We start from the raw sequence: 13,560 nt of genomic DNA, 5'->3' as shown, positions 1-13,560 counted from the left end.
ATTTAATATGAAAGAATGGACACGTGAAGCACGTTATCGCAAATTAGAAGATGCTACGGTAGAAGAGTTAGAGCAATTAAAGGGAACAGTTCAAAATTCCCAATACCGACAAACATATCATATTCAACCATCAACGGGGCTGCTTAATGACCCGAATGGACTCATTTATTTTAATGGCGAGTATTATATTTCACATCAATGGTTTCCACTCGGCGCAGTTCATGGTTTGAAATATTGGGATCAATATAAAAGTACAGATCTTGTACATTATTTACATGACAAAACAGTATTAAAACCTGATACACAACACGATAGTCATGGTGTATACAGTGGAAGTGCCTTTGAATTCGAAGGGTCACTCTATTACATGTATACAGGTAATCATCGCACAGAAGCATGGGAACGCAAAAGTGCACAAGTTGTTGCAAAAGTAAATGAAGCGGGTCAAGTTGAAAAGTTGTTGCCACCAGCCATCCCAGAACCACCCGCAGGTTATACACAACATTTTAGAGATCCAAAAGTATTCACGAGAGATGGAAAGCTATATGCCTTAATCGGTGCACAACGTGTTAATGAAACAGGATGTGCAGTGTTGTACGAAGCGAACCGGCCAGAAGGACCATGGTCGTTTAAAGGTGAGATTAAGACATCGCTAACGAACTTTGGCTATATGTGGGAGTGTCCAGATTATTTTCAGTTGAATGGCAAAGATGTGTTAGTGTTTTCGCCACAAGGAATTGAAGCGGATGGCGATCGTTATAACAACATTTATCAAAGCGGTTATATTGTTGGAGAACTGAACTTTGAAACACTTGAAATGACACATGGTGAATTTATAGAACTGGACAACGGCTTCGACTTTTATGCACCACAAACACTCATGGATGAAGCGAATCGTCGTGTAATGATTGGTTGGATGGGGTTACCTGATACCGATTATCCGACAGATAGTGAAGGGTGGGCGCATTGTCTCACGTTACCAAGAACGTTGACGATTGAAGACGGCAAGTTAAAACAAAAACCACACATGCACTTGCGTAGACTGCGTGGACAAAGAGAGACTGCGCTTGGATATGCTAATAAATTTTTGAAACAACTGCACCCATATGAAGGTGAACGATATGAACTGATTGTTGAAGTCTTGGACAACGATGCGTCTGCGGTGGAGTTTCATTTGCGCTCAAATAAAAATGAGTCGATTGTGATTCGATATGAAACAGCTACGCAAACAGTTATCTTAGATCGTACAGAAAGTGGGCAACTGCCAATACCAGTTGAAGGTTTGACACGTCGTACACAATTAGATACACCATTAACACAATTACGCATTTTTGTAGATTCATCAAGTATTGAAGTTTTTTGTAATGAAGGAGAACGTGTACTGACTTCACGTATTTTCCCGAAATCTAAAGCAAATAAGATTAAAGTTGCAACTGATTCTGGACAAGTTTATTTGAAAATGACGAAGTATGACATCGAAGGGGGACAACAAGATGAGTAAAGTATTTTATGCCATTGGTGAAGCATTGATTGATTTTATTCCAACAGAACGCGATCAATTATTAAAAAATGTTGATGGTTTTATGCCACAAGTTGGTGGCGCACCATGTAACGTTGCGGCAGCTGTTCAGAAGTTAGCAGGAAACAGTCAATTGATTACGCAACTTGGACAGGATGCATTCGGTGATCGAATTATTGATGCATTAGATGATTTGCATGTAGGGACGCAGCGGATTACTCGTACATCAGAAGCGAATACGGCATTGGCATTTGTAAGCTTAACAGCCAGTGGAGAACGAGATTTTTCATTTTATCGTAAACCGAGTGCAGACATGCTATATGCAGCTGAAAATATTGCAGATATTCCATTGAAACATGAAGATATGGTTCATTTTTGTTCGGTCGCATTGGTAGAAAGTCCGATGAAGCATGCACATGAAGCATTGCTAGAAAAAGCACATGAAGTAGGGGCAACGGTTGTTTTTGATCCAAATGTTCGCTTGCCTTTATGGGATGATCATCAAGCGTATCAAGAAACGATTCAATCATTCATTCCGCATGCGACTATTATCAAAATTTCAGATGAAGAGTTGACATTTATTACACAAATTGAAGACGAGACACGTGCGATACAATCACTATTCAAAGGACGTGTTGAAGCGGTGATTTATACGCAAGGGGGTGAAGGTGCGTCGCTTATTTTTAAAGATGGTATGACGTTCACTTCTCAACCAAAACCAATTGAAGTCGTAGATACAACAGGTGCAGGAGATGCCTTTATCGGTGCGGTGATTGCAGAGTTGATGGAGTCAACAGATCAACCGATTGAAACGCTACGTACACAAGGTGAGCAAATTTTAACATTTGCGAATGATGTTGCAGGGCATGTTGTACAACAGTATGGTGCATTGTCAAGCCTTCCAACACGTGAAAACTTATAAACTCTTAAAGAAACACCTGAAGCTTAACATTGAGCTTCAGGTGTTTCTTTGAGTTATATTTTTTTAATATTGCGCACAGATACATAACAATGTTCACCATTTTTAAAGTGAACAGTTCTCTCTTTTGGCTCGACATTGGCGATGTTATGTCGGTTAAGGACGAAGCTATTATGACAGCGGAAGAATCGTGCGTCGACTTGTGAAAGCTCTTTTAACTTACCATAAAATTCGACTTGACGATTGTCCAAATGTGCAATGACACGATGTGACTTTGGAGAGGATTCAAAAAACATCACATCATCATAATTGACGTATTCTGAACCACTCCCCCGCTTTAACTCTAGTGTTTCTACGGTCTCTTCTTTAGTTAGCAAATTCAGGCGATTGAGCGCCGTTTCTAAACAATCGATGACTCGTTTTTGAAGTTGATCAGGATCATCTTTGAAAATAAAGTCCATTGCAGCGACTTTGTAGACAAATGTTAAGTATGTGAGTTCACTATGACTCGTCACGTAAACAATATTGCCAATCGGATCATGCTGCCGAATCTCACTACCGACTTTAATGCCATTGATATCGGATTCTAATTGGATATCTAAAAAATAACAGCCAACATCTGATGACGTTTTGGAGGCTTCTATCAGTTCGTAAGGATTGTCCGTTGACAGTGCGATTTCCATGGGTTTTTCTTCAATCATAATGTATGTGTTGATGATGTTTTCCATGCGTGCACGCTGTTTTGGATCATCTTCGCAAATGAATATTTTCATATAGAACGCCTCCTAAGGAATGTCGTTTAATATTTCTAATTTCTGAATAAAATATTGATTGTCAATGGTTGTATCGAGCAGTACATTGTCTGTACTATCAGTAATTTCTTTTAATGTAGATAAACCAATACCACGATTGTCACCTTTTGTTGAATAGCCTTCTTTGAACAATGTGTGTAGCTTAGGAAGATTATCTGGTGCTTTATTCATAATGATAATGAGCACAGAGACATCAGTTTGAATGAAGGCAATTTGAATCATTGGATCTTCAACAGATAATGACGCTTCAATGGCGTTATCCATAATGATACCGAGCACACGACTCAAATCAATAATTGGCATATTAATTTCAGTGATTTCATCGGCAACTTCAACACTGATATTGATATGATGTTCTTGCGCTTCAATAATTTTTGTCGTCATCATCCCTTTAATTTCACGGATTTTTAACTTTTCAACGCCGTTTAATTTGAGGGCTGTATGTTCAAAGTGATCTTTTATCGGATGAATGTGCCGTTCATAATACGCTTTAAGACCTTCTAAATCATCTTCTCTTAAATATTCCGACATCGTTGAAAGCATATTGATGTAGTCGTGACGAAACTTACGCATATCATTATTGATTTCTTCAATTTGAAGCGTATATTTGTAATAATCTTCAATTTCTTGCTTGTTACGTCGATACGTTAACTCTCTCGAAGCAGTGATAGAGATCATAATAACGAGTATCGCAAACGCAATAAAATAGACGATAATGACGAGTGCGATTGCTTTCATATCCTCGATAGAACGTACTTTGGCTGGCGTAAATAGATCGATTAATATAAAGAATGCCATCAACGTAACTGCTAGAAGGATGAGATACAACTTGTTGACGTACAGCCATGATACTCTTAAAAAGCGCATCAGATATTGAAATAAAAAAGCGAATACAATGGCACAGCTAACAAACGTAATCACGTAAATACCTTCTCTTAGGTAAACGTGCATATAGTAGTGCGATGTCAAATATTCATAAAATAAAGTAGAAAGAAAATCACTGAGTATCAGTATTAAAGCAGCTATTAAAACACTAATAATGCCAATCATTTTCTGCTTTTTAAAAAAGAATACAAAAAAACTTAATATTAAGTAGAATAATGTTGCCTTACCAAACAGTATAAACAAAATGGTAGAAGGGACTACAATCCCTAAAAGTATAGAGAGGTAATCCCTTCGTGTGTATTTTGGTTTATCAATTAAAATCAAATGCGTAACTGAAAATAAAACTAAAACTTGAAACAATGTCAATAAAATGATACGTATCATTTCCAATTTTATACACACTTTCTAGTTATTATTGATATTATTTATCTAATTCTAAAAGTTCACGTGGAATTTCTGGTTCGTCAAAGAAATGCGTACACGTATTAATCCATCCGAAATTACCGATTGCTTTAAAGATGTTACTGAAGAAACTAATAATTGCATCTAAAATATTCATCATCAATCCGCCTCCTTAGGGAAAAATATAGGTAGTAATGTTGTTGCTTGTAGTGCGACACCAAAACATATCAATTGTTGGTATGGTGCAGGAACGACAAGGGCAATGATTAGGACTATCGCCGTTACAATGATAGATTTCACCTTCAACCCACGGCGTCTTGATGCCTTAATCGGTTGTTTTTTCGTCGCAGCAGGTGCATATCTGATGACAATAAGCCATCCAATAACGCCTAAAACAAACATATAGTGAAATGGTATCGTGAAACGTGCAATAGCAAACGGCACCAACACAAATAATAGTATATTTTGAATGTGACACAGTAATGAAGATTTGGCATGTGCTCCGTGAGAAAAACGACGCACAAAAATATAACTTACGTGAACTGTGAGTGTGTATAAAATGGTATTCAGGAGGAGTGCGAGACCATATGTAACGATAGCTTTAAAAAAATTAATCGCAACAATTTGAATGCCTAATCGTACCTTTAAAAAGTCGATATGGTCTAAATTTTGATGTTGTTGTATTTTTCGAGCCAGTGTCTCAATACCGTTATCAATGATTTGCAAGAGCTTTCCTCCTCGCTCCATATTATAGATGATAATGTTTCACGAAAGTCGCTTTTTGCCTAACTGTTACATTTCAATGCCTAACTGTCAAAATATGATTTGATACATTCATTTTAGCACATAAACAGAACAGTTAAGCACCCAGAACCACCATTTACGCAATATTTAACACAACAGTCGAAAATCATGATGTAATATAACCAACATCACTTTAGTCATCAAATCAATACATAATTGTTTTGTGTAAGAATGGCTAAAGCTGATTCACCCTTATGTTGTATTCTTCGCTCAGTGTACACATGAAGGTTAGAAAGAACATTTCGTTTAAAAAATTGTAACTAGGAGGTGGCAATAATGGTAGCAGATATCGTAGGTACAATCGTTGAATTTGTAAAACTTATTGCTGACACTGTACAAAAATTTACGAAGTAAGCCAAACTTAATGAAGATTATCAAAACAAGTACGCATCATTAAAATATAAAACCCCAATTTTTATATTTTAATTCGATGAATCCTTAGTAACATCGTTTTCATATGTTCAAACTTCCCAACCATACAAATGAAGGGATGGTAATCTTTGAAATTCATTACATTCCCTTAGTACGATAGAAAGCAGACAAGTCTCTCCCAAGCTTGTCTGCTTTTTTTAACATTTACTTTTTGACGTAGCGATAGACGTCAGGTCTCATATTATCAAAAACTGGGATTGCTTGACGTTGAGCATCAACAGTTGATATGTCGAGTATGGCTGTACATACCGTTTCATCTTCTTGTGCTTCAGCAATGATGTCACCGTTTGGGTCAATCACCATTGAATGCCCAGCATAAGTGGTTTGACCATCCGAACCACAACTATTAACGGCAACGACGTACATATCATTTTCAATGGCGCGTGCTTGTAATAATTGACGCCAATGATTCAAACGTACTGCCGGCCATTGTGCAACGTAAAAAATAACTTTAGCACCTTCGGCAGCAGGAAAGCGTGACAACTCTGGAAACCGTAAGTCGTAACAAATGATTTGTGAAACAGGTGTATCATCTGATAAGTTGAACGTATATGGGACGTTATCGCCAGCAGTTAAATAAGTTGGTTCATCTAACATTGGCACAAGGTGGACTTTGTTGTAATTGTATAGCACAGTTCCAGAACGACTGACTGTGAGCGCTGTATTATACAGTCCTCCGACATCATGATTGGAGACAGATCCTGCTACAATGTCAACATCATACTGTGTTGCTAACTGTTGTAAAAAAGGGTGTGTCCGTGTTAGTTGTTGGTCTGCTTTTCGTTCAAGTTCTGCCAAAGCATATCCGTTATTCCACATTTCGGGTAGGACAACTACGTCAGTATCTGAATCAATAGAATCCGAAAAGATTTCAGTTATTTTTTGTTCGTTTGCAGTAACATCACCCGGTGCAATCTCTAATTGTAATAGTTGTACTTTCATCAAAACACTCCTATCGAGAACGTATACTGGAAGTTTACTAAATAATCGGACAATTATCAAAGCAAAGCGACACTTATTTCATATCAATAAAAACAAATAGTATTTATGCCAAAAAACAATTATAATGTGATAGGCAATGAACAGGAAAATAACGATAGTCAAATCAATCATGTCATGTTTTATTTCTAATTTTTGAAAGGAATGTTAAAGATGTCCCAACAATTTTTAAAAAAATACATGTTTGCAAGTATTGCATCTATCATTATGATAGGGGCATCATATACCAATGCTGAGACACAAATAGACGAAGTAACAGAACATGAGTCGCACCAAACAGATGATACCCAACAAAATGAATCCCAATTAGAGCCAAATTCACCAAATATTGATACAGGTGAAGCGGTTGAACCTTCTGATGAAGAATCGGGAGAACCGGCACCACAAGAAGATGATCATCAAGATCAGACAGAAACACCACCAACTGATATAGAGTCGAAACCAGAAGGGAACACGACTGAACAAACCGATTCGCCTTCTGAGACATCACCAGAACCGCCAAAACAATCTGAGAATCATGAAAAAGAGCAAAGTACAATCAACAACTCAGCGAAAGAACAAGATCAGAGTAGCGAATCACATACATCAACCCAACATTCAGATTGGCAGCAAAATCATGAAGTGAATTCAAACATGGCACCCTCTGCAGTTTCAGGATTGAATAGTAGCTTTAAATATAATCCGCTTGCATTGGAGCGTTACCGACAGTATACAGATGATGGAAATGATAAAGCCATTCGAGCACTGGCGCAAAAAGATTACTTCAAAGACAATCAATTTTTAAATCAATTACAACAAGATTCGGATTATTTCCGTTATCAATCTTTTCGTCCGCTCGCAACGAAAGATTACTATAAAAATCTTGATAAACAAGTGCTAGGCCTTATCACAGAAGAATTTGGTACAATGCCAGATTTAAAGCGTGCATCAAAGAAAGCAACGGCTTCTAGTCAGCATGAAGATAAAGAGCAACAAATCGAGCAAAAACAAACATATCGTGAAGTAAGAAGTGATAAAGGTGAAGATAAGGACACGAGTAAAGAAAAGAAGCGTTCTTTCAACTGGTTAATTTTTTGTGCATTAGGTATTGTGTTTTCTAGCGTCATATATTTCTTGTTTAATCGAAAAAGTTTATAAAAAATAAGTTAATTGGTTGTAGGGGACTAGAAGTAATACAGAAGGAAGGGGCTGAACTACCGTGCTCAGCTCCTCGTTTTTAAGATGGAGAGATAAGTGTAATGGCAGTAGGTGTCTAAAGTTAAAATTTTTTGTTCTAGTCCGCTTTTGATTTTTGAGTAAAGATGGTCATTGCTTCACTCATGAAATGAGCTAACCCTTCTCCATATTGATCAATATTATTTGTAAAGCGTTCATCTTGAATATAGAGCTGACTCAATCCTTGAAACGCCTCCAATGAGTAGTGTCTGAAGTTGTTATTTAAAAAACGGTACCATTCTTTAATGACTTTCTGTACTTTTGGAGATTCAGGAGATTGGTTACGAAGGCTAGCAAGCTGCATGAAAATCATATCCCACTTCTCTGACACATCCTGTTGTTTATCTTTTGACATGCTACTAAGCTTGGCATTTGTCTCATTAACAGCTTCGTCTCCCCAACGACGACGTGCCTCTTCTTCATATGGATTAAATTGCATATTTAATCCATAAAATCTTTCTTTATTTGTCATTTGACTTCCTCCTATCATATGTTCAATAGTCTTATCTACGGTTTCAATCATGTTATCAATATGATGCCGTTTCTCGACAAGCATTTTTCTCTGTAAAATCAAAGCTTCATATCGATCAAAAGAAGGATTGCTTAAAATATTTTTAATCTCTTTTAACGTGAATCCAATTTCTTTAAAAAATAGTATCTGTTGGAGTGTTTTCAGATTTTGTTCTGAATAGAGTCTGTATCCGGCATCTGTTATTTCTTCAGGAATTAACAAGCCGATTTTATTGTAGTGATGCAGTGTTCGTATGCTAATACCAACCAAATTTGCGACTTCTTTTACTGTCATAGCCATGTCTTTTCCCTCCTTCAATTACAACTATAAAGTATGACGTTACGTAAGGGTCAATGGATTATTAGCAATATATATAATCAAATTAACTAGTAATTATATTAAAGTCATAGTGCATATATATAGTATAAATGGGCTTAAATTTCAGTCATTATTCTTTAGACAATCTAGCTATCATCTTTAAATTTACGTTTTAACAATTTTACTTTTTTTAGTATAAAGATGCATGATTTACAACGTGAAAGTAGTATAAATGTGCTTGACAAACTTTGTGAAATAAATCACAATATAGTTGTAAAGAAAAGTAAGTATAAAAGTTGAATTGATGGAGGTAATGAATATGAAAGCAGTTGTTGTAAATCAAGAAAGTACTGGAGTAGAAGTAGTAGAACATGACATGCCAACAATTGGTCATGGTGAAGCGCTTGTAAAAGTAGATTGCTGTGGTGTTTGTCATACAGACTTACACGTTGCACATGGTGACTTTGGTGCAGTACCAGGCCGTATTTTAGGACATGAAGGTATTGGTGTTGTTGAAGAAATCGGTGAAGGTGTGACATCACTTAAAGTTGGGGATCGTGTATCAATTGCATGGTTTTTTGAAGGATGTGGACATTGTGAATATTGTACAACCGGTCGTGAAACATTATGTCGTAGTGTTAAAAACGCTGGATATAGTGTCGATGGTGGCATGAGTGAATATGCCGTTGTGACTGCTGACTATGCGGTTAAAGTACCAGACGGTTTAGATTCAGCACAAGCATCATCTATTACATGTGCGGGGGTTACCACTTATAAAGCAATTAAAGAAGCAGGTGCAGCACCAGGTCAATGGATTGCTGTATACGGTGCAGGTGGTCTAGGAAACTTGGCAGTTCAGTATGCAAAAAAAGTATTCAACGCTCAAGTTGTTGCTGTTGATATTAATCATGACAAACTTGAATTGGCAAAAGAAGTCGGTGCGGACTTAATTGTAAATGGTAAAGAAGTAGAAGATGTCGGTGCATACATTCAAGAAAAAACGGGTGGATGTCACGGTGTCGTTGTAACAGCTGTTTCTAAAGTAGCATTTAACCAAGCGATTGACAGTGTGCGTGCAGGTGGTACAGTTGTAGCGGTTGGTTTGCCATCTGAATATATGGAATTAAGTATCGTTAAAACAGTGCTTGACGGTATCCGTGTTGTTGGATCTCTTGTTGGCACACGTAAAGACTTAGAAGAAGCATTTGCATTTGGTGCGCAAGGCCTTGTCGTACCAGTCGTTGAAAAAGTATCAGTTGATGAAGCACCGAAAGTATTTGAAGAAATGGAAAAAGGAACAATCCAAGGACGTAAAGTACTCGACTTCTCAAAATAGATTTTTTATTTTGGGGAATTGCGACGTTTTGTCGAAAGCCCTGTTTTTTGAACACTAGCATCACGAGATTGTGTAAGAAGCGTTTAGAATTTGATTAGAACATGGGCAGTGAGAAAATGACTTTTGATTTTGTCGCAATCATGTCAGTTCTGCAGAAAATCCTGCTTGTGGGATACCGTATATTGGTTCCCTGCAAGCAGGATTATTTATGTTTCAACTTATTTGTCTGTTGTTATATGAAGTACAAGATAAACTGAGCTTGTTCGATCGCCTTTTGCATGACTTCTTCTGGAATTGAAAATTGAATCAGCGCAACGAGCGCATTTTGTGCCATATGGATACCGATAGCAACACTCAAGCGTTTCGTATAAATATAAAAGCCAGAAAAGATGATCCCCATCACAAAATAAACAGCAAAATGTGTTAAATCTGCATGTGCCACAGCGAAGATTGTCGAACTGACAGTTGTAGCTATTAAAAATTTAATGGCAGGACTGGCTTTGATTGCGTTATAAATTTCACCAAATAGCACTTTACGGAAGACAAACTCTTCAAGTAAAGGACCAACAATGGCAATTAAGATAATCAATATAGGCATCTGACGTGCCATACGCATAATGCGCATCGTATTTTCACTTGCTGGGTTCACTCCTAAAAGTTGTGTACTGATTAAATTGGTGATAATCTGTGCAATAAATACGATGACAAGCCCCACTAAAATCCAGACGATAATGTAGCGTTTTTCTTCTTTGCGTTGTAATTCAAAGGCGAAGGGATTTTTAATGAGTGGCTGCATTAATAAAATCAAAAGGGCAGCGACAATAAAGACAATCACTTGAATATATGTCACTTGTTGTAGTTGTGCAGTTGCTGATTGTTTATCAATCCAACCAGCCATTAAGGCAACTCTTGGTGATAGCTGCGCAGTTATGTATATTATAATTGTTAAAATCGATACGATGATACGATTCATTTGTGTGAGACCTCCTTTCACTCCAAGACCATTTTAAAGCATTCTCTCGCATTCAACAAATATTAAAAGCGTTCTACTTGATATTTTGACCAAGTTTGATTAATATAAAACATGTGTTAGCACTTGATGTTGATAAGTGCTAATCAGAAGGTAACAATAAGGAGGCACATATCCATGTTAAAACCATTAGGAAGCCGTATTGTAATAGAGAAGAAAGAACAAGAACAAACAACGAAAAGTGGCATTGTCTTAACAGATTCAGCAAAAGAAAATTCAAATGAAGGTGAAGTAGTCGCAGTTGGGCCAGGTCGCTTATTAGACAATGGGCAACGTGTTGCACCTGAAGTACAAGTAGGGGATCGTGTTGTGTTTCAACAGTATGCAGGAGCAGAAGTGAAACGCAATGACAAGAAATACCTTGTATTAGATGTTGAAGAAGTATTGGCAATCATTGAAGCATAAATCATAGCGTAAAACTTACAATATATTGGAGTGAATATGAATGGCGAAAGAACTTAAATTTTCAGAAGATGCACGCCAAGCAATGTTACGTGGCGTTGATCAATTAGCAAATGCTGTAAAAGTCACAATCGGACCAAAAGGACGTAATGTCGTTTTAGATAAAGAGTTTGGCGCACCATTGATAACAAATGATGGTGTAACCATTGCAAAAGAAATTGAACTTGCAGATCCATATGAGAACATGGGTGCAAAACTTGTCCAAGAAGTCGCAAATAAAACAAACGAGATTGCTGGTGACGGTACAACAACAGCAACAGTTCTTGCACAAGCGATGATTCAAGAAGGTTTGAAAAACGTCACAAGTGGTGCAAATCCTGTCGGAATCCGTCAAGGTATCGATAAAGCAGTGGCTGTCGCAGTGGAAGCATTACATGATATTTCTCAAAAGGTAGAAAATAAAGAAGAAATTGCGCAAGTAGGTGCTATTTCTGCAGCGAATGAAGAAGTAGGTCGTTATATTTCAGAAGCGATGGAAAAAGTAGGTAACGATGGCGTCATTTCTATTGAAGAATCAAATGGCTTCAACACAGAACTAGATGTTGTTGAAGGGATGCAATTTGACCGTGGTTACCAATCACCATATATGGTTACAGATTCTGACAAAATGACTGCCGAATTAGAAAATCCATATATTTTAATCACAGACAAGAAAATCTCATCATTCCAAGATATCTTACCGTTATTAGAACAAATCGTTCAATCAAGTCGTCCAATTCTAATTGTTGCGGATGAAGTTGAAGGTGATGCATTAACGAACATCGTGTTGAACCGTATGCGTGGTACATTTACAGCAGTTGCAGTGAAGGCACCAGGATTTGGTGATCGTCGTAAAGCAATGTTAGAAGACTTAGCCATCTTAACAGGGGCACAAGTCATTACAGATGATCTTGGTTTAGACTTAAAAGAAACATCAATCGATATGCTTGGAACAGCGAGCAAAGTGGAAGTAACAAAAGACAATACAACAGTGGTAGATGGTAATGGTGACCCTACAAATATTGATGCACGTATCAATCAATTGAAAGCACAAATCGATGAGACAGATTCTGACTTTGATCGCGAAAAATTACAAGAACGCCTTGCAAAATTAGCAGGCGGTGTTGCTGTTATCAAAGTTGGTGCCGCAACAGAAACTGAATTAAAAGAGCGTAAATTACGTATTGAAGATGCATTAAACTCAACACGTGCAGCGGTTGAAGAAGGTATCGTTGCCGGTGGTGGCACAGCATTGATGAATATCTACAAAAATATCGAAGCGATCGAAGCAGAAGGTGACGTCGCAACAGGTGTCAACATTGTGTTGAAAGCATTGCAAGCGCCTGTTCGTCAAATTGCTGAAAACGCAGGCTTAGAAGGTTCTGTTATCGTTGAACAAATGAAAAATGCAGAACCAGGCGTTGGTTACAATGCCGCAACAGACGAATGGGTAAACATGCTTGATGCTGGTATCGTGGATCCAACAAAAGTTACACGTTCAGCATTACAACATGCAGCAAGTGTGGCAGCGATGTTCTTAACAACTGAGGCTGTAGTCGCAAATATTCCTGAAGATAAAGGAAATGACATGCCACCAATGGGCGGAATGCCAGGCATGATGTAAAATAGTCTCTAAACGTTGTTATAACAATGATTAATAGTTTTTAATGACATAATTTTGTCATAATAATTCTTTTGAGACGTTTTCCAGAAGTTAATTAAACTTGTGGGAGGCGTCTTTTTATTCTGTATAACTTTGTTTAGTCAATTGAACCAATGAAATGGTTAACTTTTAATTAAAGGCGTTAAACTGAATGGAAAATAACAAAAGATCATGGTAATGGATATGGGAATGTTACTATAAATTGATACATCAAAGTGGAAAAAGGGAGCAATACAAAGTAAAAGTGTGAAGATTATATGAAATTAGGTATTAG

Annotated in this window: 14 protein-coding genes; 7 read left to right on the top strand and 7 right to left on the bottom strand. The window is 37.3% G+C overall.

The genetic code is table 11. The features are described 5' to 3' along the window. Positions 1-7: 7 nt before the first annotated feature. Both MUA51_RS07900 and MUA51_RS07895 read left to right on the top strand, forming a co-directional pair. Positions 8-1,501: a sucrose-6-phosphate hydrolase gene (locus tag MUA51_RS07900; RefSeq protein ID WP_262559265.1), complete on the top strand. Its 1,494-nt coding sequence runs from the start codon at positions 8-10 to the stop codon at positions 1,499-1,501. Then, positions 1,494-2,441 (top strand): carbohydrate kinase family protein, encoded by a 948-nt coding sequence (locus MUA51_RS07895; protein WP_262559264.1) that lies wholly within the window; start codon positions 1,494-1,496, stop codon positions 2,439-2,441. Before MUA51_RS07900 ends, MUA51_RS07895 begins: the two co-directional genes overlap by 8 nt. A 53-nt stretch (positions 2,442-2,494) precedes the next feature. On the opposite strand, the gene agrA is transcribed toward MUA51_RS07895, so the two are convergent. From agrA to MUA51_RS07875, 4 genes are read right to left on the bottom strand one after another with little or no spacing between them, the layout of a single operon-like run. Continuing rightward, entirely contained in the window at positions 2,495-3,211 is a 717-nt protein-coding gene (gene agrA / locus MUA51_RS07890; RefSeq protein ID WP_262559263.1) for a quorum-sensing response regulator AgrA, read from the bottom strand. A gap of 12 nt (positions 3,212-3,223) precedes the next feature. Next, positions 3,224-4,519 carry a quorum-sensing sensor histidine kinase AgrC gene (gene agrC, locus MUA51_RS07885; RefSeq protein WP_481906621.1) on the bottom strand — a complete coding sequence of 432 codons (1,296 nt, stop codon included), beginning with the start codon at positions 4,517-4,519 and terminating at the stop codon, positions 3,224-3,226. A 37-nt stretch (positions 4,520-4,556) separates the two neighbouring features. Beyond that, the gene (gene agrD, locus MUA51_RS07880; protein ID WP_229709407.1) at positions 4,557-4,697 is read right to left on the bottom strand and encodes a cyclic lactone autoinducer peptide AgrD; all 141 of its coding nucleotides are present in this window, start codon (positions 4,695-4,697) and stop codon (positions 4,557-4,559) included. Continuing rightward, a complete protein-coding gene (locus tag MUA51_RS07875) occupies positions 4,697-5,263 on the bottom strand; it encodes an accessory gene regulator AgrB (RefSeq protein ID WP_262559260.1) in 567 nt (188 codons plus the stop codon). Before MUA51_RS07875 ends, agrD begins: the two co-directional genes overlap by 1 nt. Before the next feature lie 354 nt (positions 5,264-5,617). Here MUA51_RS07875 and MUA51_RS10885 point away from each other — a divergent pair, with 354 nt between their 5' ends. Beyond that, positions 5,618-5,695 (top strand): delta-lysin family phenol-soluble modulin, encoded by a 78-nt coding sequence (locus MUA51_RS10885; protein ID WP_142380996.1) that lies wholly within the window; start codon positions 5,618-5,620, stop codon positions 5,693-5,695. Between the two features lie 222 nt (positions 5,696-5,917). Here the strand turns inward: MUA51_RS10885 and MUA51_RS07870 are convergent, their stop codons facing one another. After that, complete coding sequence (locus MUA51_RS07870) at positions 5,918-6,715, bottom strand: carbon-nitrogen family hydrolase (protein ID WP_262559259.1); 798 nt, start codon at positions 6,713-6,715, stop codon at positions 5,918-5,920. A gap of 210 nt (positions 6,716-6,925) precedes the next feature. On the opposite strand from MUA51_RS07870, the gene MUA51_RS07865 reads away from it, so the two are divergent. Next, positions 6,926-7,909 carry an SdrH family protein gene (locus tag MUA51_RS07865; protein WP_262559257.1) on the top strand — a complete coding sequence of 328 codons (984 nt, stop codon included), beginning with the start codon at positions 6,926-6,928 and terminating at the stop codon, positions 7,907-7,909. A gap of 136 nt (positions 7,910-8,045) precedes the next feature. On the opposite strand, the gene MUA51_RS07860 is transcribed toward MUA51_RS07865, so the two are convergent. Then, positions 8,046-8,798 (bottom strand): MerR family transcriptional regulator, encoded by a 753-nt coding sequence (locus tag MUA51_RS07860; RefSeq protein ID WP_262559256.1) that lies wholly within the window; start codon positions 8,796-8,798, stop codon positions 8,046-8,048. A 337-nt stretch (positions 8,799-9,135) separates the two neighbouring features. On the opposite strand from MUA51_RS07860, the gene adhP reads away from it, so the two are divergent. Further along, positions 9,136-10,152: an alcohol dehydrogenase AdhP gene (gene adhP, locus MUA51_RS07855; protein ID WP_262559255.1), complete on the top strand. Its 1,017-nt coding sequence runs from the start codon at positions 9,136-9,138 to the stop codon at positions 10,150-10,152. A 232-nt stretch (positions 10,153-10,384) separates the two neighbouring features. On the opposite strand, the gene mroQ is transcribed toward adhP, so the two are convergent. Next, complete coding sequence (gene mroQ, locus MUA51_RS07850) at positions 10,385-11,125, bottom strand: intramembrane glutamic endopeptidase MroQ (protein ID WP_262559254.1); 741 nt, start codon at positions 11,123-11,125, stop codon at positions 10,385-10,387. A 174-nt stretch (positions 11,126-11,299) separates the two neighbouring features. On the opposite strand from mroQ, the gene groES reads away from it, so the two are divergent. Next, on the top strand, positions 11,300-11,587 hold the full coding sequence (gene groES, locus MUA51_RS07845; protein ID WP_262559253.1) for a co-chaperone GroES: 288 nt from the start codon (positions 11,300-11,302) through the stop codon (positions 11,585-11,587). Positions 11,588-11,627: 40 nt separating this feature from the next. After that, positions 11,628-13,247, top strand: a complete 1,620-nt coding sequence (groL, locus tag MUA51_RS07840; protein ID WP_262559252.1) for a chaperonin GroEL — start codon at positions 11,628-11,630, stop codon at positions 13,245-13,247. Positions 13,248-13,560 lie beyond the last annotated feature (313 nt).

The organism is Staphylococcus sp. IVB6214 (genome assembly GCF_025558585.1).
In the GTDB taxonomy this organism is placed as follows: Bacteria; Bacillota; Bacilli; order Staphylococcales; family Staphylococcaceae; genus Staphylococcus.
The sequence above is the reverse complement of the archived record's forward strand: the minus strand, read 5'-3'. Positions and strand labels throughout refer to the sequence as shown.

Excerpts from the sequence above, each read along its gene's own strand:
- groES (WP_262559253.1), top strand. The coding sequence starts at position 11,300 with ATGTTAAAACCATTAGGAAGCCGTATTGTAATAGAGAAGAAAGAACAA.
- MUA51_RS10885 (WP_142380996.1), top strand. The coding sequence starts at position 5,618 with ATGGTAGCAGATATCGTAGGTACAATCGTTGAATTTGTAAAACTTATT.
- MUA51_RS07895 (WP_262559264.1), top strand. The coding sequence starts at position 1,494 with ATGAGTAAAGTATTTTATGCCATTGGTGAAGCATTGATTGATTTTATT.
- MUA51_RS07860 (WP_262559256.1), bottom strand. The coding sequence starts at position 8,798 with ATGGCTATGACAGTAAAAGAAGTCGCAAATTTGGTTGGTATTAGCATA.
- mroQ (WP_262559254.1), bottom strand. The coding sequence starts at position 11,125 with ATGAATCGTATCATCGTATCGATTTTAACAATTATAATATACATAACT.
- agrC (WP_481906621.1), bottom strand. The coding sequence starts at position 4,519 with ATGATACGTATCATTTTATTGACATTGTTTCAAGTTTTAGTTTTATTT.
- MUA51_RS07870 (WP_262559259.1), bottom strand. The coding sequence starts at position 6,715 with ATGAAAGTACAACTATTACAATTAGAGATTGCACCGGGTGATGTTACT.
- adhP (WP_262559255.1), top strand. The coding sequence starts at position 9,136 with ATGAAAGCAGTTGTTGTAAATCAAGAAAGTACTGGAGTAGAAGTAGTA.
- agrA (WP_262559263.1), bottom strand. The coding sequence starts at position 3,211 with ATGAAAATATTCATTTGCGAAGATGATCCAAAACAGCGTGCACGCATG.
- MUA51_RS07865 (WP_262559257.1), top strand. The coding sequence starts at position 6,926 with ATGTCCCAACAATTTTTAAAAAAATACATGTTTGCAAGTATTGCATCT.
- agrD (WP_229709407.1), bottom strand. The coding sequence starts at position 4,697 with ATGATGAATATTTTAGATGCAATTATTAGTTTCTTCAGTAACATCTTT.
- groL (WP_262559252.1), top strand. The coding sequence starts at position 11,628 with ATGGCGAAAGAACTTAAATTTTCAGAAGATGCACGCCAAGCAATGTTA.
- MUA51_RS07900 (WP_262559265.1), top strand. The coding sequence starts at position 8 with ATGAAAGAATGGACACGTGAAGCACGTTATCGCAAATTAGAAGATGCT.